Source organism: Bartonella melophagi K-2C (genome assembly GCF_000278255.1).
In the GTDB taxonomy this organism is placed as follows: domain Bacteria; phylum Pseudomonadota; class Alphaproteobacteria; order Rhizobiales; family Rhizobiaceae; genus Bartonella; species Bartonella melophagi.
In genome coordinates this window covers 200546-226896 of the sequence record NZ_JH725083.1, presented here as the reverse complement: position 1 = coordinate 226896, position 26351 = coordinate 200546, and the positions used below count along the sequence as shown (strand labels likewise).

The 26351-nt window shown below is 34.9% G+C and carries 18 protein-coding genes, 3 tRNA genes and 1 pseudogene; 10 read left to right on the top strand and 12 right to left on the bottom strand.

Annotation, left to right across the window (positions count from 1 at the left end; genetic code table 11):
• Position 1 precedes the first annotated feature (1 nt).
• From ME3_RS05020 to mazG, 4 genes are all read left to right on the top strand, one after another.
• The gene (locus tag ME3_RS05020; RefSeq protein WP_007477679.1) at positions 2-1279 is read left to right on the top strand and encodes a beta-ketoacyl-ACP synthase; all 1278 of its coding nucleotides are present in this window, start codon (positions 2-4) and stop codon (positions 1277-1279) included.
• 61 nt (positions 1280-1340) lie between these two features.
• The gene (locus tag ME3_RS05015) at positions 1341-2369 is read left to right on the top strand and encodes a zinc-binding dehydrogenase (RefSeq protein ID WP_007477677.1); all 1029 of its coding nucleotides are present in this window, start codon (positions 1341-1343) and stop codon (positions 2367-2369) included.
• A 30-nt stretch (positions 2370-2399) separates the two neighbouring features.
• The gene (locus ME3_RS05010) at positions 2400-3305 is read left to right on the top strand and encodes a lipid A biosynthesis lauroyl acyltransferase (protein WP_007477675.1); all 906 of its coding nucleotides are present in this window, start codon (positions 2400-2402) and stop codon (positions 3303-3305) included.
• A gap of 33 nt (positions 3306-3338) precedes the next feature.
• Positions 3339-4160 (top strand): nucleoside triphosphate pyrophosphohydrolase, encoded by an 822-nt coding sequence (gene mazG / locus ME3_RS05005; RefSeq protein ID WP_007477673.1) that lies wholly within the window; start codon positions 3339-3341, stop codon positions 4158-4160.
• Positions 4161-4206: 46 nt separating this feature from the next.
• Here mazG and ME3_RS05000 read toward each other — a convergent pair whose 3' ends face one another.
• A complete protein-coding gene (locus ME3_RS05000) occupies positions 4207-4581 on the bottom strand; it encodes an iron-sulfur cluster assembly accessory protein (protein WP_007477671.1) in 375 nt (124 codons plus the stop codon).
• A 293-nt stretch (positions 4582-4874) separates the two neighbouring features.
• Between ME3_RS05000 and ME3_RS04995 the strand changes: the two genes are divergently transcribed.
• Positions 4875-4951, top strand: a tRNA-Pro gene (locus ME3_RS04995).
• Between the two features lie 406 nt (positions 4952-5357).
• On the opposite strand, the gene ME3_RS04990 is transcribed toward ME3_RS04995, so the two are convergent.
• Positions 5358-5858: an Hsp20 family protein gene (locus tag ME3_RS04990; protein WP_007477669.1), complete on the bottom strand. Its 501-nt coding sequence runs from the start codon at positions 5856-5858 to the stop codon at positions 5358-5360.
• A gap of 830 nt (positions 5859-6688) precedes the next feature.
• On the opposite strand from ME3_RS04990, the gene cpdR reads away from it, so the two are divergent.
• Both cpdR and ME3_RS04980 read left to right on the top strand, forming a co-directional pair.
• A complete protein-coding gene (gene cpdR, locus ME3_RS04985; RefSeq protein ID WP_007477667.1) occupies positions 6689-7051 on the top strand; it encodes a cell cycle two-component system response regulator CpdR in 363 nt (120 codons plus the stop codon).
• Positions 7052-7158: 107 nt separating this feature from the next.
• Positions 7159-7233 (top strand) — tRNA-Val (locus ME3_RS04980).
• Between the two features lie 1300 nt (positions 7234-8533).
• Here ME3_RS04980 and ME3_RS04975 read toward each other — a convergent pair.
• From ME3_RS04975 to ME3_RS04965, 3 genes and pseudogenes are all read right to left on the bottom strand, one after another.
• Positions 8534-9910 carry an amino acid permease gene (locus ME3_RS04975; RefSeq protein WP_007477664.1) on the bottom strand — a complete coding sequence of 459 codons (1377 nt, stop codon included), beginning with the start codon at positions 9908-9910 and terminating at the stop codon, positions 8534-8536.
• 460 nt (positions 9911-10370) lie between these two features.
• A pseudogene (gene hutH / locus ME3_RS04970) lies at positions 10371-11910 on the bottom strand (histidine ammonia-lyase).
• Positions 11911-12566: 656 nt separating this feature from the next.
• Positions 12567-12643 (bottom strand) — tRNA-Arg (locus tag ME3_RS04965).
• Positions 12644-12869: 226 nt separating this feature from the next.
• On the opposite strand from ME3_RS04965, the gene ME3_RS04960 reads away from it, so the two are divergent.
• Together ME3_RS04960 and ME3_RS04955 are read left to right on the top strand one after the other, a co-directional pair.
• The gene (locus tag ME3_RS04960) at positions 12870-13643 is read left to right on the top strand and encodes an NAD kinase (protein ID WP_007477660.1); all 774 of its coding nucleotides are present in this window, start codon (positions 12870-12872) and stop codon (positions 13641-13643) included.
• Between the two features lie 141 nt (positions 13644-13784).
• Positions 13785-15188, top strand: coding sequence for a DEAD/DEAH box helicase (locus ME3_RS04955; protein WP_007477659.1), 1404 nt, complete (start codon positions 13785-13787; stop codon positions 15186-15188).
• A gap of 76 nt (positions 15189-15264) precedes the next feature.
• Here the strand turns inward: ME3_RS04955 and gltX are convergent, their stop codons facing one another.
• From gltX to rpiA, 6 genes are all read right to left on the bottom strand, one after another.
• On the bottom strand, positions 15265-16647 hold the full coding sequence (gltX, locus tag ME3_RS04950; protein ID WP_007477658.1) for a glutamate--tRNA ligase: 1383 nt from the start codon (positions 16645-16647) through the stop codon (positions 15265-15267).
• Positions 16648-16657: 10 nt separating this feature from the next.
• Positions 16658-18334 (bottom strand): NAD+ synthase, encoded by a 1677-nt coding sequence (locus ME3_RS04945; protein WP_007477657.1) that lies wholly within the window; start codon positions 18332-18334, stop codon positions 16658-16660.
• A 122-nt stretch (positions 18335-18456) separates the two neighbouring features.
• Positions 18457-19836 (bottom strand): class II 3-deoxy-7-phosphoheptulonate synthase, encoded by a 1380-nt coding sequence (locus ME3_RS04940; RefSeq protein ID WP_007477656.1) that lies wholly within the window; start codon positions 19834-19836, stop codon positions 18457-18459.
• Positions 19837-19912: 76 nt separating this feature from the next.
• The gene (gene gor / locus ME3_RS04935; RefSeq protein WP_007477655.1) at positions 19913-21301 is read right to left on the bottom strand and encodes a glutathione-disulfide reductase; all 1389 of its coding nucleotides are present in this window, start codon (positions 21299-21301) and stop codon (positions 19913-19915) included.
• A 194-nt stretch (positions 21302-21495) separates the two neighbouring features.
• Entirely contained in the window at positions 21496-22050 is a 555-nt protein-coding gene (locus ME3_RS04930; RefSeq protein ID WP_007477653.1) for a DUF2059 domain-containing protein, read from the bottom strand.
• 92 nt (positions 22051-22142) lie between these two features.
• Positions 22143-22847, bottom strand: a complete 705-nt coding sequence (gene rpiA / locus ME3_RS04925) for a ribose-5-phosphate isomerase RpiA (RefSeq protein ID WP_007477652.1) — start codon at positions 22845-22847, stop codon at positions 22143-22145.
• Positions 22848-23378: 531 nt separating this feature from the next.
• On the opposite strand from rpiA, the gene bfr reads away from it, so the two are divergent.
• On the top strand, positions 23379-23861 hold the full coding sequence (gene bfr, locus ME3_RS04920) for a bacterioferritin (protein WP_007477650.1): 483 nt from the start codon (positions 23379-23381) through the stop codon (positions 23859-23861).
• An 88-nt stretch (positions 23862-23949) separates the two neighbouring features.
• Here bfr and ME3_RS04915 read toward each other — a convergent pair whose 3' ends face one another.
• Entirely contained in the window at positions 23950-26247 is a 2298-nt protein-coding gene (locus tag ME3_RS04915) for a ComEC/Rec2 family competence protein (RefSeq protein ID WP_007477648.1), read from the bottom strand.
• Between the last annotated feature and the right edge of the window lie 104 nt (positions 26248-26351).

The window sequence follows — 26351 nt, the reverse complement described above, 5'->3', positions numbered from 1 at the left end:
TATGACGGAATATAACGATCATTTCGGACGTCCACTTATAGCAATAACTGGAGCAGGAATTGTAACATCACTGGGGCAAGGCAAACAAGAAAACTGGCAAAAATTAATCAATGGCATTAGTGGTATTCATAAAATAACACGCTTTCCCGTTGAAGGGTTAAATACAGTTATTGCAGGAACTGTTGATTTTCTTCAAGAAAGTACAATTGGAGCTTCAGCTCTTTCTGAAAAACTAGCACATCTTGCAGCAGAAGAAGCTTTAGAGCAAGCCAATCTTGATAAAACAAATTTTAATGGACCATTATTCTTAGCAGCTCCCCCTGTTGAACTTGAGTGGAAAGCTCGTTTTGCTCTTGATCAAGAAGAGACATCTAATGATGAACCTTCTTATGCGCATCTTCTTGAAGTGTGTAGCCGTAAACCTCAGCATGCACTTTTTGAAACAACGCAATTTGGAGCAATTGCAGAAAAACTTCAAAAAACATTTGGTACAAAAGGACTTCCTGTTACACTTTCAACCGCTTGTGCATCTGGTGCAACAGCAATTCAATTAGGTGTGGAATCTATTCGACGAGAAGAAACAGATCGCGCACTTATTATCGCTACAGACGGTTCAGTTTCAGCGGAATCCCTTATTCGTTTTTCTTTATTATCTGCTCTTTCAACCCATAATGATCCTGCAGAAAAGGCATCAAAACCATTTAGCCGTGACCGAAATGGCTTTGTCATGGCAGAAGGATCGGGTGCTCTTATTCTTGAATCTCTTGAGAGTGCTTTAAATCGTAAAGCAAAAGTTCTAGGGATTTTAGCAGGTTGTGGAGAAACAGCAGATGATTTTCACCGTACTCGTTCAAAACCCGATGCATCCCCAGCAACTGAAGCAGTCCGTAAAGCCTTAGCTGATGCACAAATAACAATTAATGAAATTGATTATATCAATGCACATGGAACTTCCACACCTGAAAATGAAAAGATGGAATATCTAGCATTATCAACAGTATTTGGCGATATTTTAGAACATATTCCCGTTTCTTCCAATAAATCAATGATTGGACACACTTTAACTGCTGCTGGCACTATAGAAGCTGTCTTTTCACTTTTAACTATCCAATCGGGAATACTTCCCCCTACAATCAATTATGATGATCCAGATCCTACTATCCCTTTGGATGTTGTTCCTAATTATAGCCGTAAAGCTTGCGTTAATGCGGTTTTATCTAATTCATTTGGCTTTGGTGGTCAAAATACTAGTCTTGTTATTATGGCATATACAGGGTAATCCTTTAATGATTAAATTTCGAAAACACCAATTTTAAGCAATATATTAACAGAGAATAATGATGCGTGCACTGCAACTACTCAATGAGCGTCAACTTGAGATCACTAATATTGCCCCACCACCACCGCCTAGCCCTGGTGAAGTGACAATCCGTATAAAGGCCGTTGCCCTTAATCATATTGATGTATGGGGATGGCGTGGTATGGCCTTTGCTAAAAGAAAAATGCCGCTCATTATAGGTGCAGAAGCTTCTGGTGAGATAGTCCAACTGGGAGATAGTGTTGAAAATCTACAACTTGGGCAAATTGTTTCAATTTATGGTGCACAAACTTGTGGCGTGTGCAAACCCTGTCGTGAAGGGTGTGATAATCTTTGCAGTGATGTAAAAGGCGTTTATGGTTTTCATCTTGATGGCTTTGCTTGTGAACTTGTTAATCTTCCAGCACGTTTATTGGTACCAGCTCCACTAAAATGTGACGCAATAAAAGCAGCTGTTGCTCCGATTACCTTTGGTACTGTAGAGCATATGCTTTTTGATAACGCGAAACTACAAGCTGGAGAAACAATTTTAATACAAGCTGGTGGTTCTGGTATTGGTTCAGCAGCCATCCAGATCGCAAAAGCTATGGGGTGCACAGTCATTACCACTGTTGGTTCAGACAACAAAATTGCAAAAGCACAATCCCTTGGAGCGGATTATGTAATTAATTACCGTAAAGATCGTTTCGAAGGTATAGTCCGCAAATTAACTCAAAAAAAAGGTGTTGATGTTGTTTTTGAACACGTGGGTGCCGATACATGGACAGGTTCTATACTGTGTATGAAACGGGGAGCTCGTTTAGTAACTTGTGGTTCAACTTCTGGTGTTTCAGTACCTATGAATTTAATGCAACTATTTCAGCAACAGCTTAAAATATTTGGTTCATTTGGCTGTCGTATGGAGAATATGGCAAATGCTATGCAGAAAATGGTACAAGGGATTGTGTCTCCCATTATTGATACGATTGTCGACTTTGATAAAATAGACACAGCTTTAAAACGAATGGAAAGCCGTGATGTTTTTGGTAAAATTATCCTCAAAATTGATTGAATCATGATAAAGTATTTTATCAAAACTTCAATGCATCGTATTAAAATCATTATTAAAAATTCTGCAAATTGGCTGTGGGCACATTTGCTTATTGCTTTTCTAGCTATTTTACGACTTCTCCCTATTAACATTGGATTTTCTTTTATTTCCTGGTTAGCAAAGATATTTGGTCCTCTTGTATCTCGTCATCAAATTGCACTTGCAAATCTTAGAGCTGCATATCCAGAAAAAACGGAACAAGAACTACATGCAATTGCACTAGAAATGTGGGAAAATATGGGGCGACTTCTTGTCGAATATATCTTTCTCGATAAAATTTTTGATTTTGATCCCAATGCTAGCCAACCTGGTTTAATTGAAGTCAGTGGTGCTGAAATATTTCAACGATTAAAAAATGAAAAAAAGCCTCATATTTTTTTCACAGCTCATACCGGAAACTTTGAACTTCTTCCTATATGTGCACAAAGCTTTGATCTTAATGTTACAGTGTTATTTAGACCACCCAACAACCCTTATATTGCAGATCGAGTTTTGAAAGCTCGACAAAATTCTATGGGACATCTTGTACCATCTGCAGTGCATGTAACTTGGGCATTAGCGGAAAAATTAGCAAAAAATGAAAATGTTGGTATGCTTGTTGATCAAAAATTTCGCCGAGGTATTTCTGGTACATTTTTTAATCGACCACTTAAAACTAATCCCTTAATCATAAAACTTGCCCGGCAATATAATTGTGATATTTATCCAGTACGTTGTATCCGATTAGCTGGAGGTCGTTATCGTTTGGAATTATATGAGCGTATGGAACTTCCATTTGATGACAAAAATGAAATTGACATAAATGCCTCTGTGCAAAAATTAAATGATATTGTTGAAACTTGGGTGCGTGAATATCCCGGACAATGGATGTGGTTTCATAGACGCTGGAGTGAATAATGTGTCTATATCATTCTCACAAAAGAGATAGAAGTGTTAGCATCAAAAGATATTAATGACCTTATTACAATTATTACGATGTTACGAAATCGCGATAGTGGTTGTGCTTGGGATATAAAACAAACTTTTGAATCTATCATACCTTATATGATCGAAGAAGTTTATGAAGTTATTGATGCCATTGAGCGAGGTAACCTAATAGATCTTTGTGATGAATTGGGTGATCTTCTCTTACAGATAGTCTATTATGCTGCGATTGCTAAGGAGGAAGATAGCTTTTCTTTTGATGATATGGTTTATGCTATTACCGCAAAAATAATTCGCCGCTATCCTCATGTTTTTGGAAATGCAGAACAAAGAAATTTAAATTTCCCAGAGAATATATGGAAACATATCAAAAAAATAGAAAAAGCTGAACGGAAACAACGGCTCAAAGAAGCAGGTTTACCAGACAATACACCGACAGGCTATCTTGCACAAGTAAAGCAAACTCAACCAGCAGATCGAGAAGCGCTCGCTTTACAAAATATGGCTGCTAAAGTAGGTTTTGATTGGCGTAAGAAAGATAAAGTCTTCAAAAAAATAAAAGAAGAAATCAATGAACTTAAAGAAGCAATTAAGGCTGATAAAACCTCAGAAATAGAAACTGAATTTGGTGATCTTTATTTTGCCATACTTAATCTTGCACGCCATTTGAATATTGATCCCCAAAAGGCATTAAAAAAAACAAATATAAAATTTAGAAATCGCTTCACCTATATTGAAGAAAGTCTATCAAATCAGTCAAAAAAATTAATTGATGTATCTTTAAAAGAAATGGAAACTCTTTGGAATGAAGCTAAAAATACACAATAAAAAAACTAACGGCCCCCCTACTTTACTAAACGCAATCTCACAAAACTCAATAAGTTTCATATATTTCATTCAATTTATTTTGTAAAGCAGGACGAATCTCTACTGATTCACCACACCCACATGCTGAAATTTGATTGGGATTGTTGAATATAAAACCAGAACGAAGTGTGGTTACTTCATAATCTATCTGTGTTCCTAATAAAAACAATATTGCATCGCGCGCAATGAAGACGCGAACACCATCAATTTCAACAACATCCGCATCGTGCATTTCTTCTTTTGCAAGAGTAATTGTATATTCCATTCCCGCACAGCCACCTTTTTTGATACCAATAAGAATACCGCACGCATTTTTTGTTTTCATAATATCTTTAATGCGATCTATTGCGGCTTCTGTCAAACTTATTACTGAACGACCCATCGGTTCACTTTTCCCTTACCAAACAAGCATTTTCAATAACTTTATCTACGATAATTTCATTTTTTGATATATTAAAAACGAAATAACAAGACATAAATTGGAATGTTTAACCTTTTCTGTAAACTTGAACTTTGATTTCTTGTTTTAAATCTACCCCGAGATGAAGTACCAAATCTCATTTTTATTTTTTTAAGCTTTTTCTTAAAGCAGAAAAAGGCGTTTCATTAGATTTTATTCTGCTTATTTTTTCTCTTGCCTTTAAAGAGACAGTCGTTTAGTCGTTTTGGACAGCTCGGAGCGTAGCGCAGCCTGGTAGCGCACTTGACTGGGGGTCAAGGGGTCGTGGGTTCGAATCCCGCCGCTCCGACCATTTTTTATACTCTATTTCAAAAAGTAAGAAATATACATTTTTTCAAATCAGAATAATCGTTTTGACACCTACTTTAGTATATACAATAAACACGCTTACTCTAATCTAATATCTTGCTGCCTCATTAAACATTCTATTGAACTATCAAAAAAATCGTTGTTCATATAAATAGCTATTAGGAAGTAAGTTATAGTATTTTTCACAGTTACTAATTGATCTACAGAAATTATCCTTACCTTTAGCTATATTTAATCCATCTCTATTATCTTGTATAATTGAAAATAATGCTATTATTCACAATTATTATTTACGCAACAAACTTTTAATTAAATAGCTTTTTTATCAGCAGAAAATAAAAAACGCGAGACTTTTGTCTCGCGTTCTGAATATCTCTAAAAATTATAATTTATTCTGTTGTTTCAACTTCTAAACTCGCTTTATGTATATTATGACCATTGCTGCTTTTAGCAACAGATGGCGATGTTTGTTGTACAACTATCTTCTTTGGTTTTAATTCAGCGGGCATTTCTCTTTTAAGCTGGATATGAAGAAGACCATCTCTTAATTCTGCTCCTATGACCTTAACATGATCAGCTAAATGAAAACGCCTTTCAAAAGCACGCGAAGCAATTCCTCGATAAAGGAATTCTCGCCCTTCGTTATCATTTTCAGATATTTTCTCACCTTTAATGGTTAGTTGGTTACAATGCGTTTCAATATCGATTTCATTTAAAGAAAAACCAGCAATAGCCATAGAAATCCGATAAGAATCCTCACTTAAACGCTCAATATTATATGGTGGATAAGAAGAAATATCATCCGGTTGTGTTCTGGAATCAAACCAGTTTAAAAGATGATCAAAACCTACTGTTGAACGGTAGAATGGTGAAAAATCTACTTGACGCATAATTGCCCTCCTTTAGAGCGACTATAATTAATTTACAAAGTCTCCAAATGGCAGACTTTCTTACAAATCAACAATCCCATCATGGCGATTGTGATATTTATTTGGTAATCAATCTTTTCCATTTCAACTCTTTTGTATTTTAATTCATAAAAGAGAGCAAAAATAAGGATAACTGTTTCTTATTTCTTCATCACCATCACAATTTAGTATTAAATTTTTTCTTGTTAGTACCAAGTGCTTTTTTGGTTTTAACACTATGTAATAAGGAAAATATAACTTTTTGCATTGATTTAAGAGTTTCAGTAAGAAAGTTTTTATAAAAATTTACCTATTTTCTCCTATCTTTTTCTCTTTGAATAACCAAAAATTCGGTGAGGAAAAAATATATTGGGATTAAACCCACATATCTTACAATTCATATTATTAAAAACAGGTAATATCGACAGCTCAAAATATTGTTTTTTATATATGACGTTTTAAAGTAGAAAATTAATATACTAACCCTCTGATTTACTCATATTAACGACGTCTAAAACCAATGTATCTATAAAACTTTAAAACTGAATATACCCAAAATGAGAAAAATTTAAAAACAAAACACACAACTAAGAAAACCCAAAATATATAAAATGCCCGGTCTTCTTTCAATGTCATACATATTTTTAATTGAATTCAATTAAAAATAACATTATGTATCCTTGACAAATATGCAAGAGTTAACCATTTTGCTATTCATTCTAATTATAAAACATTTTACCGCTTTTATAAATACTTTATATCGTATACACCAGTATACGAAAAACTGATAAATGGAGCAATTGGACATAATCATGAAACGAATCTTGCTCGCGGAAGACGATAATGATATGCGCCGCTTTCTAGCAAAAGCACTAGAACGTGCAGGTTATGAAGTCATTGACTTTGATAATGGTGCTAGTGCATATAAACGTCTACAAGAAGAGCCATTTTCTCTTCTACTCACTGATATCGTGATGCCAGAAATGGATGGAATTGAGTTAGCACGACGTGCTACTGAAATTGATCCTGATTTACGGGTTATGTTCATTACAGGTTTTGCAGCAGTTGCTTTAAATTCAAATAATGATACCATTCCCGATGCTAAAGTGCTCTCCAAACCATTTCATTTGCGTGAATTAGTTAGTGAAGTTGAAAAAATACTTATAGCTGCTTAACAGAACATTTTCTGTAAATTATCTGCATTTAACCAAATAAAAAATTAAATCAGACATTGACGTTTATAATTCTATATGCAGTATGCGCGTATACACCATCATTGAATGGGCGTGTAGCTCAGCGGGAGAGCACTACGTTGACATCGTAGGGGTCACAGGTTCAATCCCTGTCACGCCCACCATATTTTTTGTCCTTCTTCATCCATTTGATTTTATTATTTTTCAAGGTTAGGGATGAAATAATAAGGTTAGAAAATAAGATTCTCTCAACATAGACTTGTTTTGTATTACATCATAGTTACAAAATGGATAGAAAATTTAATAACGGAAAAAATTTAAACTGGTATTCCTGATGAAATTTAGGAGGCTACAGTTACTATCATCAAATCCACAAGTCTTATTATATCAGGTGCAGTGTGCATGTTTACGACCGGCATTACTAGGAATCGAGTGTTATCATTTGATTTATTCTAATTCACCCCGAAAACATTACACAAGCTATTAAGTTGCTAAAGTAAATCGTGTTGAACGTACATCATTAAACAGTTTACGAAATATGATCTGCGACGACAAAGCTAAAGAAGTTTGCGAAGCAATCTTAGTTAGCTATGTGGAAAATCGTTTATACTCAATCGTTCCGCAAAAATCTTAAATGCGAAAAAATAGGTATGCTAATACACTAGAGGTGGATTTTGTCGCTTGTGACTAAAACATTAGCGGAAAATAAACCACTAAAGATACACTGGCGAGATCATGCATTGACGATCAAAGGTATAAGTGTTGTAATTATCATATCGAACTAGATTTAATTTTCATCTATGGAAAGCTAAACATTAAAACACTCAGAACTCCTACGGCTTGGTTTCTACTTTGAAGTATATTTATAACTAGATCCAAATCTATGAAGGATTCTATACCGATAATAGCAGCATATTCGTCTAAACACTGCTATTTATCTGTTAAGCATATAGTCTTTAAGTTATCATTGAACCAATAAGCTTAGTATCATACAAATAAGCTCAACTAATGCAGCATATTATGATGTAATAATTGTATTAATGCGTTAAATAACAGAATGGACATAAATTCTACTATAACAATTCAAGTGGTAATTAGTTATTCCCCTTTTTATTTAAGGCGATTATCTTAATATGGAAGCAAGAAAAGTTAAGATGTGAATTTGATATATTTGTATGAGAGTTGTAAATTTATAAATAATAATTATACCCTCCTCAGCTATTTAAAACATTTTATAAAAAAATTAACTTAAATGATTATCAATAATACATAAAATAACTTTCATATATACCACATTATGCTAATTTATCAGTAATATAGAATTTCCATAAAGTGGATTTTTCTACCCACTCAATTACTAAAACTCGGTTTACCAATGAAATTTGTGCTTATAATATTTACCGCATTTGCAATGATTATTTATCAATAATAGCAAAAGTTTCTTATTGTTAAGAAATGAAAAATTTAATTTTTACAGATAGTTTCTCTACTTTTTTTATTTAAAAAATTAAGTATGTAAAAACAAACTACAAGCCAACTAATCCAAGCCACTCCTATGATTAAAACTGGTCGTGTATCATTAAAAAAGCATAACAAAACGAAAACAAAAATCATAAACAAAATAGCAAAAATCGATCCTATTGGCCAAAATGGAATTGGAAATTTTAGATTATGCTGTTCTTCTTTGGGCATTTTAAGTCGCATAAAAATTTGCGAAAGCAAAATCATCACCCAAACGAAAACTGTCGCAAATGTTGCCATTGCTGCAATAAGAAAGAAAAGTTGATCATGATAAAAATAGTTAAGAACAACACCAAAAAGAAATACGATAGATATTAGTAAAATAACAAAAATTGGTATACCGTTTTTTGACAGATATTGAAATTTCTTAAATGCATGACCTTCTTGTGATAGCCCATGAATCATGCGACTGGCGCCATACATTTCGCTATTAATAGCTGAAACAGCCGCTGTAATAACAACAACGTTAAGAATATTAGCTGCTGATGAAATACCAAGGTTTTCAAAAATTGAAACAAAAGGACTATCAATAAACCCAATTTTATTCCAAGGATAAAGTATCATTAAAACCGTCAAAGTCATAACGTAAAATAGTAAAATCCGAATCGGAATAGAATTAATTGCTTTTGAAATAGTTTTATTAGGATCTTGCGTTTCCATAGCTGCTATTCCAACAATCTCTACCCCACCAAAAGAAAAAACAACGACGCTAAAACAAGCTAAAAAACCAAACCAACCATTGGGAAATATACCACCATTTTGCCATAAATTATGAATGGTGGATTGTGCCCCCATATTCCAATTAAATACAATAATTGCTATGCTTAAAACAATCATAACAACAATAGCAATTACTTTGATAGAAGACAGCCAAAATTCTAGCTCACCGTATACTTTTACTGCCGCTAAATTAATAGCGGTAATGATAAGTGTAATGCTCAATGTCCAGATCCAAGGAGAAACACTAGGATACCAAAAACCCATATAAGTGGCAAAAACTGTGATATCAGCTAAACCAACAAGAAGCACTTCAAAAACATATGTCCACCCTGTTAAAAAACCAGCCAAAGGTGATATATGATTTGCAGCGTAACGGGCAAAAGAACCTGGCAAAGGATTATGAATAATCATCTCACCTAGAGCCCGCATTACCATAAAAACAGCTAAACCTGCAACACAATACGCAATAAGAACACTTGGACCAGCAAAATTAATCGCTTGTGCAGACCCGTAAAAAAGACCTGTTCCGATAGCAGACCCGAAAGCTAAAAATATAACCTGACGTTTATTCATACCTCGTTTAAGTTGGTTTATTGACATTTTTTTCCTTTTTCAAATGCTATATAATCCTTGTAAAGGCGCAAATTTTCAGACTAACAAGTACCGAAGCCGACTGAAATGCAAAAAACTTTAATGGATCTGAAAGATTTTGAAATTTCTATTTTTTCATCTCATAAAAAATATAATATCATAACGGTTAAAATGCATAATCATTATATATGGTGATGTAATTTGCACTGTTCATAACAAAAAATTGTATTCTTTTGTTCTCTCAGTTGTAGGAGGTGTTGATAATAAATAATGCCTTTTTTATGATGCTTTTGATGTATTGCCATTACATTATTACAAACCCAATCATAGAAATGATGAATATGCTGTTTGATTTATAAATCGTCTTTACTTACTTAATCAATCAAATATATCATCCGACACCAAACCTATATAAGGAAAGTCTAGAAATATAATGAGCTTTTTGCTTCGTCTAATCTCAAAATAAATATTATTTCAGCTCCAATTGCGGAAAAATTGTTTTTGGCAAAATAGATAATAAATGTCCCCCACTTACAAGTACATGCACCTTTTCAAGATCTACAACCATATAACGATCCGCTTTAAGAGTCGTTATATCCTTACGTAAATATTCCATAACAGACTGCAATAAAGGACTTGTTTTTAGAGGAGAACGGCATTCAATTCCCTGTGCTGCAACAAGTGTTTCAATACCAATAATAGTAAAAAGATTTTCGCTCATAGCTAATAATCGACGAGCGTCATGGCAAGCCATTGAAACATGATCTTCTTGATTTGCTGAAGTTGGTGTTGAATCAACCGAAGCGGGATATGCCATTTGTTTATTTTCAGACATTAAGCAGCTGCTGTTATTTCAGCGATCATGAAACCTGAATTAAGACCTGCATTTTGTACTAAAAAAGCAGGAAGTCCATAGGAAACTGCTGGATCAACCATAAGAGCAATACGTCTTTGAGAAATTGAACCTATTTCACATAAAGCAAGCGCGATCTGATCAGCAGCAAAAGCCACAGGTTCAGCATGAAAATTTCCACCCGATACAACTGCACCGTTGCTTAAAATCAACGGATTATCTGTTACTGCATTTGCTTCAATAATTAGTATTTTTGCTGCTGTAAGAATATCAAAACAAGCACCCATAACTTGTGGTTGGCAACGTATACAATAAGGATCTTGGACACGTTTATCATCATGCAAATGCTCTATCCGAATTCCCGAACCTTCTATAAATTTCTCTAATGCTTGCGATACAACAATTTGTCCATGATGGCCACGTAAAATATGGATATCGGGATGAAATGGAGCCGTTGAGCCCATAATGGCATCTGTAGACATTGCGCCAGAAAGAAGCCCTCCACACAATGCCCGATAAGCGTGAAAAAGACCTGCAAGTGCAAGTGCTGTTGACGTTTGAGTGCCATTGATAAGAGCTAAGCCTTCTTTTGCTTCTAAAACAATAGGTGATAATCCTGCTTTTTCTAAAGCAGCTACTCCACTCATACGAATATTCTGAAAGAACGCTTCTCCTTCACCTATCATAACAGCTGTCATATGAGCAAGTGGCGCCAGATCACCTGATGCACCAACTGATCCCTTTTCAGGAATGACAGGAATAATTCCCTTTTCAAGCATATTTTCTAATAAATGCACTAATTCCAGACGAACACCAGAAACCCCTCGCCCAAGCGAAATAAGCTTTAATGTCATCATCAAACGTACAATATTTTCAGCTAAAGGAACCCCTACACCACAACAATGCGATAAAATAAGATTTCTTTGTAAAATGACCACATCATCTACATCAATTTTAATGGAAGCTAACTTTCCAAAACCGGTATTAATGCCATAAACTGGCTCATTACCCTACCCGCAGCAATTTCAGCAATGCGTGCCGCCCCCTTCTTGATAGCTAGATGGGTATCTTCATGAAGTTTGCTTATTTTACCACCCCAATAAACAGATTCAAGTTCGCTAAGTGTTACCTCGCCTGGCTTGAGTATAATCGTCATAATTTTCTTTCTTATTAATCTAGTATAACGCAAGATTAGCGTCTTGCTTATGAAAAGAAAAAATATCACAGCTCTATACAGCTTGTATTTATTTCACCAAAACTAATTCTAGGTCATTAAAATTTAATATCAAATATTATAGTGAATATACCTAATTTATAAGCATGATTTTTAAACGTCTCAATAATAAAATATGCCTATAAAATACCGCGTAAATAGAGATAATTGTTTGAAATTAGAAACTAACAATACATCAACGAGGATTGTTGCATTAGATTAGAATATCTTAGCCAGTTTTATAATTAATTGATGATAACAAATATATTAAATAGCGTCATCAATTGTAAAATGGTATTCTAATATAATGAAACTAATCTACTATTTTACTAATGAATATTAATTTTAACAAAAATATTGTTAGAATAATTTGTCTATTAATATAGTTCTGTAAAGTATTATATTTCAGATATTTTAGCAGATACAAAAGCTTCAAAACTTTATAAATAAAACTCTCTTAGTTTTTAATAAAATAACAAGCACACAATAAAGAAAAATTTCCTTAAGCTTTGTAAGTATCCGTCATTCAACTTTTTATTTAAGTACATAAACTAACGGTATATTATTTATAATGATATTCAATAGTATTGAAAAAAGTTTGGTGCACCCGACAGAATTCGAATCTGTGACCTCTGCCTTCGGAGGGCAGCGCTCTATCCAACTGAGCTACGGGTGCCGAAAAACTGTTTTAAAACCAATTTAAGCCTTTTAACTGATCATGCTCTGAGCTTCAATGATGAATTGCCATTTTGAAAAAAAATTGCAAAAAGAAAAATATTGTCCCACAATAGATTAACTTTTCATACAAAATTTCTTCTTTTTACAAAAATGGTGCTTATATAAAACTTCTAAATTCTAAAAAATACATTAAAAATAGACCACAAATATCAGGACAATTTTCAATGCCACCATTACCAAGTCGCTTTCATTTCATTTCTGCTGAAACTGAAGAGGCTATTAAAGTCACCAATCAATTAATCTCCGTTTATGGCCATTCTTCTCTTGAAGAAAGCGATGTAGTTGTTGCACTCGGCGGTGATGGAACAATGTTACGAGCAGTGCGAGATGTTATGAATACTGGAAAACCTATTTATGGCATGAATCGAGGTTCAATAGGATTCCTTATGAATGAGTTTCATGAGCAGAAATTGCCAATCCGCATTGCTGCTGCGCATAAAAAAGAAATTCATCCCCTACGCATGATTGCAAACACTGAATATCAACAACATATTGAAGCACTTGCAATTAATGAAGTATCCTTATTTCGTCAATCTTATCAAGCTGCTAAGATTCGTATCAGCATTGATAACAAAGTGCGCATGGAACAATTAAATTGTGATGGTATCCTTGTTGCCACACCAGCAGGATCTACAGCATATAATTTGTCAGCACAAGGTCCCATTTTGCCTCTCATGGCGCCTCTTATGGCCCTCACTCCTGTTAGCCCTTTTCGCCCTCGACGCTGGCATGGAGCATTACTTCCCAATACGGTAACAGTACGTTTTGATATGCTCGAAGCAAATAAACGCCCTGTAAATGCTGCTGCTGATAATGTGGAAATCAAATCTGTTCATTCAGTTATCATTTCATCAGCTTCAGAAGTAACAGCTTCTATTCTTTTTGACCCTGACCATTCATGGGATGAACGTATTTTATCAGAACAATTTCGTTATTAATTATTTTTATCGTTGTTTTCTTATACATATAGAGTAGTTACAGTTGACTTTTTTGCAAATGCATCTTAACCCTCTTCAATAATATGGGATGCGAACCAACCTAACTAACTGGGTTAAAATTGCAGAACAATTGATAGAAAAATGACACCACCTTTGAATAGTTTTGACGATTTAGGCCTTTCCGAAAAAGTTATTAAAGCTGTAAGATCAGCAGGATATACGGCTCCAACACCTATTCAGAGTGAAACAATTCCTCATGTGCTTCAACGCAAAGACGTGCTTGGGATCGCTCAAACTGGTACTGGTAAAACAGCCTCATTTGTGCTCCCTATGCTTACATTACTGGAAAAAGGCCGTGCAAGAGCAAGAATGCCCCGTACTCTTATATTAGAGCCAACGCGAGAACTTGCAGCTCAAGTTCAAGAAAATTTCGATAAATATGGAATGAATCATCGTTTAAATGTCGTTCTTTTAATTGGTGGAGTTTCTTTTGAAGATCAAAATCGCAAACTTGAACAGGGTGCTGATGTTCTTATAGCAACACCAGGACGTCTTCTTGATCATTTTGAACGTGGTAAATTGCTTTTGATAGGTACTGAAACTCTTGTCATTGATGAAGCCGATCGTATGTTAGATATGGGTTTTATTCCTGATATTGAACGCATTTGCAAACTAACTCCGTTTACCCGCCAAACTTTGTTTTTCTCAGCAACAATGGCACCAGAAATTACAAAATTGACAGAGCAATTTTTACATTCACCCATCTGTGTTGAAGTTACAAAAGCATCATCAACAGCTACAACAATTACGCAACGTCTTGTCAAATCTGGAAGCAAAGCGTGGGATAAAAGAGCTGTTTTGCGAGAGCTTATTTATAATGAAGGTGATGAACTTAAAAATGCTATTATTTTCTGCAATCGGAAAAAAGATATTTCTGAACTCTTTAGATCACTTACCAAATACAATTTTAGTGTAGGTGCACTTCATGGTGATATGGATCAGCACTCACGCATGAATACATTAGCTGATTTTAAAGACAATAAACTCACACTTCTTGTTGCTTCTGACGTTGCCGCCCGTGGGCTTGATATTCCAGATGTCAGTCATGTTTTCAACTATGATGTACCAACACATGCCGAAGATTATATTCATCGGATTGGTCGTACAGGGCGTGCAAAGCGTAGTGGAAAAGCTTTTACCATTGTTACACACGATAACCAAAAATACATCAGCGCCATCGAAAAAATAAGTAAAGAAAAAATTGAATGGCTCAATGGGGATCTTTCTACTTTATCTACCAATGATCAGACAAATGATTCTATTGTAAAAACAAAATCTGCAAAACTTTCAAAGAAATCCACCCCTAAAAAACACACTGCTCACACTAAAAAAGCATCAAAAGAAGATAAAACATTTCACAGTGAAACTACAAAAAATAAAGTAAATTCACCCGACTTATCCCATTCAGGGAAAAATCAAAATCATACTCCCCTTGGTTTTGGTGCCGATATCCCAGCATTTATGCTCATAAAAACCCGCTCTTAAATCGCAAATCTGATTATTGAGAATAACGATAAGATCGATAAAATATTTTTAAATTGTTCTTTACTAAGTGATTTTTTTAAACAGTCAATCTATTTACGACTTTTTCACGCCCTAAAAGCTTCAAAAGTTTACCCATTTCGGGACCACGTTCCATTCCAGTAAGCGCTTGACGCAATGGCATAAATAAAGCTTTCCCTTTACGGCCTGTTTTTTCTTTTAATGCTGTTGTCCAAACTCTCCAACTTTCATCATTTAATACACCTTTCGGTAACAAATCAACAGATTGACGTACAAATGCGTGATCCTCAGGAGAAATCGCCTTGAAATCCTGACCATCATGCATATCACCATGAATAATTGTCCACCATAAAGCTGCATCATTCACTTTATCAATATTGTTTCTTATCGCATTCCAAAACTCTTCTACCTTTTCTCCATCGATAGAAAGCTTCTCAAGCCGTTCTTTGACATCCTCATACGTCAATTCATGAACAAGATGACTATTTAGAGAAAGAAGATCAACAGAATCAAATTTTGCGGCTGATTTTGATGTGTTTTGGAGATCAAAATGCTCTAAAAGAGCAGCCTGATTAGGATAAATCTGCACATTTTGTGATGTTCCAGTCAAAACAGAAAGACATTGAACAGCCATCGATTCAAACCCTTCTTGTCGTAAAGAACGAACAGAAAGGTCATTGTTACGTTTTGAAAGCCCTTTTCCTGAAATCGTAGTCAACAAATTAATATGCCCTAAAATCGGCGGCTTTACACCGAGAGCTTCAAAAATAGCAATCTGTGCACCTGTATTGGTAATGTGATCATCACCACGAATAATATGTGTAATCGCCATATCTATATCATCAACTACAGAAGGCAGTGTATAAAGATAGCTCCCATCCTCACGAATTAAAACGGGATCTGAAATAGAAGCTAAATCAATCAGCTGTTTTCCCTTTACAAGATCATCCCAATGAATTTCTGTTCGCTTTGTTTGAAATGGATCATTTTCAAAATTAGGTAAAAGAAAACGCCAATAGGGTTTACGATCTTGAGATTCAAAGTTTATTTTATCTTCTGGGGTCAATTTTAACGCCTCACGATTATAAACAGGAGGTAGTCTGCGTGAAAGTTGGATTTTGCGACGCCGATCTAATTCTTCCGCCGTTTCATAACAGGGGTAAAGAAGACCACGTTGTTTAAGAGTTTCTGTAACCTCATCATATCGATTAAATCGTTTAGATTGATAATGAATTTCATCAGGATTAATACTAAGCCACTCAAGATCAACCATAATACCATCAATATATTCTTGTTTAGAACGCTCAATATCTGTATCGTCATAGCGTAAAACAAATGTGCCATTACATGCTTGCGCATAAAGCCAGTTAAATAAAGCAATACGGGCATTGCCAATATGAATATAACCTGTTGGAGATGGGGCAAAACGAACTTTTATCATTAAACAATGCTCAACTTTTATCGCGAAACCGATTGATAATAGGATAACGACGGTCACGTCCGAAGCTTTTAGAACTGATTTTTACACCAGGTGCGGACTGTCGCCTTTTATATTCAGCTAAATAAAGCAAGTGTTCAATTTTCTCAACCGTTTCTCGTAAATGCCCACATTGAACAATCTCACTAACACTCATGTCATCTTCTACAAGAGATTGTAAAATATCATCTAAAATAGGATAAGGAGGAAGAGAGTCTTCATCTTTCTGATTTTCCCGTAACTCCGCGGAAGGTGCTTTCATGATAATATTAGATGGAATAACAACTCCTTTTGCTCCTAATAAATTCTGCAAGTGATTTTTATTACGCCATTTCGCCAATGCATAGACCTGCATTTTATAAATATCTTTAATAGGATTAAAACCACCGTTCATATCACCGTAAAGTGTTGCATATCCAACTGCCATTTCTGACTTATTACCTGTTGTAATCACCATTGAACCAAATTTATTCGAAAGAGCCATTAAAATAGTTCCACGTGTACGACTTTGAAGATTTTCTTCTGTAAGATCAGACTTCAACTGTGAAAAAACAGGTGCTAGTGCATTTAAAAAGCCCTCAACAGGTTGAATAATTGGTATAACCTCGTAATGACACCCTAAAAAACGCGCGCAATCTTCAGAATCTTTCAACGATTCTTGTGAAGTATAATGATAAGGCATCATTACAGTGCGAACTCGTTCAGCGCCAAGAGCATCTACTGCCATTGTTGCGCAAAGTGCTGAATCAATACCCCCTGAAAGGCCAAGAATAACATCTTGAAAACAGTTTTTGTTAACATAATCTCTTAAACCTAAAACACAAGCTTGATAATCAGCAGCTAGTCCGCTTAAAAGTTCTTCATTAGGACCAGAAATACATTGCCATCCGATAGATTGTCGTTGCCAGTGACTTAAAGCAATATGGCTCTCAAAATGCTTCATCTGAAATGCCATTTTGCCTTGTCCATTCAATGCAAAAGATCCTCCATCAAAAACTAACTCATCTTGACCACCAACTTGATTAGCATAAATAATTGGCACACACGATTGGATAGCTTGCGCCCGAACAACATCTAAACGTTTGAGTGTTTTATGACGCTTATAAGGAGATCCATTAGGAACAAGAATAATCTCCGCTCCTTTATTGCTAAGCTGTGCACAAATAGAAGAATCACTCCAAATATCTTCACAGATCACAATCCCGAGTGTTACTCCACGGTAAATAATAGGCTCAAGACACGAATCAGAAGAAAATACACGCTTTTCGTCAAATTCTGCATAATTAGGCAAATCAAACTTTAAGCGTTCAGCAACTATTTGCCCATCGTTAAGGAGCATAACACCGTTATAAATAGCATCATCACGTCTTAGCGGAACACCAATAACAATACCTGGTCCATTTTTTGTTACTTTTGCTAATTTCTGCACAGCATTTTCACATGCCTTTATAAAAGCAGGCTTAAGCACAAGGTCTTCCGGTGGATAAGCACTTATAAAAAGCTCAGTTAATAATACAAGATCAGCAGCTTGTTCTTGAGCTTTCTGATGTGCCATTATTGCGAGAGCAAAATTTCCTTCAACATCACCGATAACAGGATTTAATTGGGCAACTGCAATCCGAAAATCATTTTCTATAAGTTGTTGTGTCATTAAATTAATTTAGTGTGACTATAACTTAGTTTCAATCACCAAAGCATTCCTTTTCTTAAAAAGCGTTTAATTTCACAAATAGAAAAGCATTAATTATAAATTATGCTAAGTGATTTTCCTCTTTACGTATTTGACTCAACCGTTAATGAACTAGCATCACAACTCTTTTTAAGAAGTTCAGCTACAAAAAAAGCTAATTCTAATGCCTGATTCGCATTTAATCTTGGATCACAATGAGTATGATAGCGATCAGAAAGATCTTCTACTGAAATAGTATGTGCACCACCTGTACATTCAGTCACATCACGACCAGTCATTTCAATATGAATGCCACCTGGATAAGTTCCTTCCCTCTGATGTATCGAAAAAAAACTTTCAACTTCTTTTAAAATATGATCAAAGGGGCGAGTTTTATAACCATTCGCCATAATTGTATTGCCATGCATTGGATCACAAGACCATAAAACATTGCGTCTCTCACGCTCAATTACACGAATGAGTCTAGGAAGATAATTCTCAATCTTATCATAACCAAAACGTACAATGAGAGTAAGCCTACCTGGCTCATTCTTAGGATTAAGAATATCAACTAACCTCAAAAGCTCACCAGGATCAATAGAAGGACCACATTTTAATCCAATAGGATTTTTAATACCGCGGCAATATTCAACATGTGCATGATCAAGTTGGCGTGTACGATCACCTATCCATAACATATGGCTAGATGTCGCATACCAATTTCCAGAACTTGAATCAATTCGTGTTAAAGGTTCTTCATAGTTAAGCAAAAGTGCTTCGTGGCTTGTATAAAAAGACGTTGTGTACAATGAAGAATTTGCTTTGGCCGTAATTCCTATTGAACGCATAAAATCTATTATTTCAGAAATACGTTTTGCCAACAATTCATAACGTTCACCTTGTGGGCTATTGGAAATAAAACTCAACATCCATTTATGAACATTTTCTAAGTTAGCATAGCCACCTTGTGAAAAAATACGTAACAAATTAAGCGTTGCAGCCGATTGACGATAGACCATTAACATTCGTCGCGGATCAGGAATACGAGAATTTTTGTCAAATTCAATGCTATTAATAATATCACCCCGATAAGCAGGAAGCTTATCTTTACCTTTGCTTTCCATATCGCAAGAGCGTGGCTTTGCAAATTGACCAGCAATACGACCAATTTTAACAACTGGCTTAGAATTGCCAAAAGTTAAAACAATCGCCATTTGCAAAAACACACGAAAAAAATTACGGATATTATTAGCCTCATATTCTGCAAAGCTCTCTGCACAATCACCACCTTGTAACAAAAAAGCCTGACCTTTAGTTACTACTGCTAATTTATCTTTCAAATCATGAATTTCACCAGCAAAAACTAAAGGAGGATATCTGCACAGCTCATCTTCAATATTTGCTAATAGAGATTGATCTGGATAAGTTGGAACTTGCTTAATTGGCCTTTCTCTCCAAGATCCAGGTGTCCATTTTTTTACCATCGTAACTCTCTCTAAAGCCCCTCCATGCAGATTATAGCACAAAAGCCTTAAGTTAGTTCACCATAGTACCCAACGTTTAGTCTTCTAACTTCTTTCCATTTTCATATATATAATTTGGTTCATACATCGTTACCAGTTCTTCTGCTGCCGTTGGATGGACTGCCATAGTTTCATCAAATATATCTTTTGTCAGTTTTCCTTTGAGAGAAATTCCAATAAGTTGCGCCATCTCACCAGCGCCTTCGCCTAAAATATGTGCACCAACAACGATACGGCTTTCACCATCAACAACAAGTTTCATAAACATTTTTTCTGAATTACCAGAAAGAGTATTGCGCATAGGACTAAATAACGTACGATAAATTTCAACACGTTTATAACAGTGTATTGCATCCTCTTCTGAAAGACCAACTGTCCCAATCTCCGGTTGTGAAAAAACAGCTGTCGCAATTAAATCATAATCAGGTATAGTTGGAGTATTCTTAAATGCGGTTTTAATAAAACACATTGCCTCATGGATAGCGACAGGTGTTAATTGACGACGACCAGTCACATCACCAACAGCCCAAATATGGGGTATATTGGTGGTCATTTTTTCATCAACAATAACTGCACCAATTTCATCAAACTTAACCCCTGCCCGCTGAAGCCCTAAACCTACAGTATTTGGTACACGCCCCGTAGCAAACATAACCTGATCAACACTGATAGTTTGTCCATCTGACAAAATAGCATCATAGCCATTACCGTTGGTTTTAACTTGAGAGACTGTTGCCCCATAGACAATAGAAATCCCCTTTTCAATCATTGCATCACTTAATAACTGCCGCAAATCATGATCAAAATTACGAAGAATTAAATCACCATGATGGAGCAATATTATTTTTACACCTAATCCATGAAAAATATTAGCAAATTCAACACCAATATACCCCCCACCAACGATTATTATTGATTTTGGTAACTCTTTAAGATCAAAAATCTCATTAGAAGTAAGACATAAATCGCTACCTATTGCAGTATTGGATAAAGTTTTTGCCCCTGTTGCGATTAAAATTTTTTCTGCTGTTACTCGCTCACCTGTTGCAGAAAGCTCTAATGTATGATCGTCAACAAAAACAGCACGGCTTTCATAAATATGAACATTATTATTTTTTAATTGTCTTCGATAAAGTTCTTCTAGTCTTGATATTTCTTTATTTTTAGCCGCAACTAATTTTTCCCAGTTTAAAATTGGATCAGTACATTGCCAACCAAAACCAACGCTATCACTGAATTCTTGTGCGTACTTTGACGCATAAACAAATAATTTTTTGGGGACACAACCACGAATAACGCAAGTACCTCCTATGCGATATTCTTCTGCTATAGCTACACGCTTACCAAGCCTTCCCGCGAGACGAGCAGCACGCACACCGCCAGAACCGCTCCCAATAACAAATAAATCAAAATCAAAAGATGCCACAAATTATTCCTTCCCATACACTTATACCGTACAGGTTATTAATCTTTATCACTGAATGAAAGTCTTTTTTGTCTTTAATAAAATTTTGTACAGATACGATATTAAAAAGCGCTCATTTTCATTAAAAACGACGGTAAAACCGCCGCTTTTAGTAAGTAAAAATATTGATAACTATATATATATTACCAATAAAACTATTTTGAATCCGTTGAAGAATCAGGTTCTGAAGTAATAGGTTTATTCAAACCGAGTATCTCAACCATTTCTTTTTCTACATTTTGTACAAGATCTTGCATGACAGTAGAACGCCACTTATCAAAGACAGAATAAGAGTCACGTGCAACATTTGGAACTTCTGTTAAAAACTTTTTACCAGCAGCAGAATTATAAAATGCTGCAATTGTATCTAGTTCTTCCTGACTAAAATGTTTTACGTATACATGAGCAATTTCTTCTTCCAAATCAGCACGTCGTTTAGCCAAAGTAAGTGCTTGCTTATCAACAACTTCAGAAATAGTTGTTGCTAAATTTGGATCGCCACTTATTAGTTCATTTTTAAGGTTATATGCAGCACTTGGTAAAAAATTATCAAATTGATTGGTCGCGTGAATGGCTTTGATCATCTTTCTTGCTGAATCTAAATGTTGGGCTTTCACATCTTGTGCATAAACCATTCCGATATTCACAATAAAAATAGCAACTACACCAAGCAATACCACAAAGCGTTGGAGAGAAAATATAGTTCTCATTTTCAATTATTACTCCATAATTATATTATTTCTATTCAAAATTTTAACAGCCTTTTATTATAACCAATACCTCAGCAATATAAATATTTCGTTCAAAAATCACATGGTTCTAAAATTTTTATTGTACTATCTACCATCGCTATAATTGCACGTGAAGCTAAACCCAAAAAAAGACCGTGCTCAACAACACCAGGAATCTCCAATAATGCATCTGATAATATTTTGGGGTGCATAATGCGACCCCAAAATGCATCAAGAATAAAATGGCCTTCATCTGTTTTAAAAGGAATATCTCCATTCATTCGTAACCTAATTTCCCCTGAAAGCCCTAGATTATCAGCTACTTTTTCAATTGCTTTGCGTGTAGCGCTCATACCAAATTGATTGACTTCAACCGGCAGTGCAAAGGAACCAAGCGTTTTTACCACTTTTGTTTCATCTGCGATAACAAGCATCGTACGAGATGCTGCCGCTATAATTTTTTCACGCAATAATGCTCCCCCTCCCCCTTTAATTAAAGTCATATCAGGACCAATTTCATCAGCCCCATCAATATCAAGGTCAAGTTCAGATATTTGTTCCAAAGTAGTGACTGGTACTCCGTATTTAAGACATAATTGTTCAGAATAATGAGAGGCGGTAACACCAATCACACGCAGACCATTTGCAACACGTTCACCAAGTAGACGAATAAATTCATTGACTGTAGAACCAGCGCCTATACCAAGGCACATATCATTTTGAACAAACTCAAGTGCTTTAGCAGCGGCCATTTTTTTTAATTTCTGAGTATCCATGAATCACTTTTCCTGTTACCAATTAACTTTATTTATTACGAATTAATAACAAAAAAGCGCTCTGTTTTCCTAATTCTCACAGACTCATTTGCCATTTTCTGTTTAAAACATCAGTTTATTATAACAAAACATATCACTCTATAGAATACAATGATTAACTACAGTTCCTTTGAAGTTTGTTTATATTTTCTTCATTTAGTAAACAATTTTAGCATCAATCTTCATTATTAAAATTTATATTGATCATACATTCTTGCAAAACTATCAGCAATTAAGCAGTTAGATAATGAAAAATCGTCCTTTTTCTTTTCTAAAAAGAATGTTGGTCATTGATTACAGCTCATAAAAAATTATATAATTTTAATGAGGTAATGTAAGAAATGTTGAGGTTATTTTTCTAATACTGTAGAAATTATTATTAAGGTAATAGAAAATTATTCTCGTAAACATAATTAGGCAGAATAATGCATCACCCTCTTATTTTAGTCTTGTTCACCCATTAAAGAAATCAACATAGGGAAATTAAATACCATGAAAGGTCATCCAGAAATCATCAAGCAGCTCAATGAAGCCCTTGCTCTTGAGATTAGTGCCGTTAATCAATATCAGTTGCATTCTTGCTTGACAGAAAGTTGGGGTTACACAAAGTTAGCTGAAATAGAACGTAAAGAAGCTACAGAAGAAATGAAACATGTAGATAGAATTGTTAAGCGTGTAACTTTTCTTGAAGGGCACCCTAACCTCGAATTCCCTGCGCCATTGCGTATTGGAAAAAACCTTAGAGAAGTTTTAGAATATGATCTTAAAAGTGAGTATGATGCTCGAGAATCTTATCTTAAGTCGCGGGAGATTTGTTCTAAGCTCTCTGACCATGTTTCAAAGAAGTTATTCGATGAATTGCTTGAAGATGAAGAAAATCATATTGATTTTCTTGAAACTCAGATTCAACTTCTTAACACTATTGGAGAAGAAAGATACAGTCAGCTTAGTGTGAGTTTTTCTGAGTTAGAATAAAATTTGCCTTCAGTGTATTTTTCATAAACTAGCTGTTATGTTAAAATGTTTTTGAAATATAACTTTATTTTAGAGTTTCTAAATAGAGTTATATTTTTTTGATACGATCGCTCCATGGTCTTTGAGAATTTTGTCTATGTATGTTCCAAGGTCTATGAAACCCATTAGAAGACCAAATAATATTTCCGCTTTTAGTTATCATAACACTTCCTCGTGATAGTAATTGTTGAAGTGTAAATGTTATAGGTGCGATCTTATCGCATGTTTGTTTTTTTATTGTAGATGCTTCAATTACAATATCTGCGATTATACACTGATCTATTTTCCCATGTAAAACAGCAATTTTTAACTTATTTCCTAAAAAGGCTGTACAAATATTATCACTACAAATAAATTGCCCGTTGAGTGATGGACCATTTTTTGTTGGTCTGATAGTACTTTGTGTGTGGAATGAATTTGCCCATACAGATAGTGTAAACCTGGAAGCATAGTAACGATCAATATATAATTTTCTCTCATTAATGATTCCCACAAGGCTCATATTATTTGCTATGATTAATTGCACGGGTGAGTACATCATACAAACAAAAATACCTATAAACATAAAAATACTAAAAAAGAATCTGATAGGTGTTTTGAAAAAACTAAGGCCTACTAAGCCTAAACTTAATAAAACCAATGCAGATAATGGCATAAATCCAGGATGAAAAGCAGGAGAAATAACTGTTACAGCATAAACAATTTTTGTTACAACAGAGATACCAAAACCCATAATCTGTAGTGGCAACCATTCAAGTCCCACAAGCATTGCAAATGCTCCTATTAACCCAAAGGGCATAACAAAAATAAAGACAATAGGTAAAGCTAAAATATTACTGATCATGCCAAGTGGTGCTACATTTGCAAAATGGTAAGCAGCGTAAATTCCACTTGTAGAACCTGCTATAAGTGAAGATACGCAGATTGAAATAAGTGATGAGAAAATAAAACGAAGTACTCCACCTCCAACATAAGAAGGTGTTGTTCTTTCTGTATAAGAAGATCGCCTTTCACTCCACCAACCAAAAACGGCAATCAAAGCTGCAGTTGCAGAAAATGACATTTGAAAACTGGGACTTAATATTGCATGCGGAATAGTAGCTACAGTTACCAAACCAGCAATAGCGAAATTGCGCATTGTCACAGCAGAACGATTACATAATACAGCAATCAACAGAACAGAAACCATTACAAAGCTTCTTTGCGCCGCTATATTCATGCCAGATAACATCAAATAAAAAGCTGTTATTATTAATGCAACAACAGCAGCAAATTTCTTAGCTGAATAATAAGATGAAAAAATAGGAAAAAGCGCTAAAAAACTACGAATAACGATAAGAACCATACCACTAAGTAGAGCCATATGCAAACCTGATATTGACAAAATATGAGCTAACCCAGCTACACGCAATGCATTATTGGTATCCTTTGAAATACCACCCCTTTGCCCAGTTATCAAAGCAGCAGCAATTTGTCCTTCCTCTCCACCAATTGCTGCATTGATTTGTTGAGTCATTACCATCCGTAAATTTTCAATTTTTTGCAAAACTCTATCTAATATTGTGTCGGGGTGTGTAACTGATATCTTAATTGGTTTTCCCAGATAAATTCCATGAGCACCAATTCTTTTAAAATAATTATGGAAACTAAAATCATAACTTCCTGGACGTACAGGCCCAGATAAAGCACGAAGCCTTACTTTCCCATATAATCCATCACCGGAAGCTAATCCATCTGGCAAATGTTTTGCTATTAAACGAACACGATAAGGTGCATGACGTAACATTGGTTTTTCTGTGTTTAAGACATCTACATTTAAACGGAATCCTCCTTTTTCTATTGGTTCTATAGAAACAATTCTCCCTGTTAATGTGGTGGAAACATCGCTGTCCAACATTGTTGTAGACATACGCCAAGTTTCTATCTTTGCTGCTAAAGCACCCAATATAACACAAAATAAAAAACCAGTTATGAGCCACATTCCTCGATAACGGCGTAAAATATACAACATTCCAAGAAATGTACTAATCAATATAATAAATGGCTTCCAACTTGGTTCTCTATCCAAATTGAAATAAAAAATAACACCTGTGGAAAAAAATATTAAAATTAGTAAGAAAGGCAGTCCAAAAGAAATTTCCTTTTGTATGCAGTTTGTCAACCACCTCCAGAAGATAATTATATTTTCTTTTAAAAATGTGAGTAAATAAATGCTTTGCCTAGTACAAATAATATTATCTACACTATTACGAATAGAAAAATCGTCCTGTTGTATTAGATCCAAATTTTTCTCTTTCGAGAAGCTTCTCCTTGATAGACTACCATTAACTTTATTTGGACCTAACATCCGCAAATCCCCACTTTACTCGCAATGCGGCTATTGCACACCCTATTGGCTATGCTAACATAATCTTTTAGTAAAGTCCCAGAAATAACATCTTAATTAAAGGA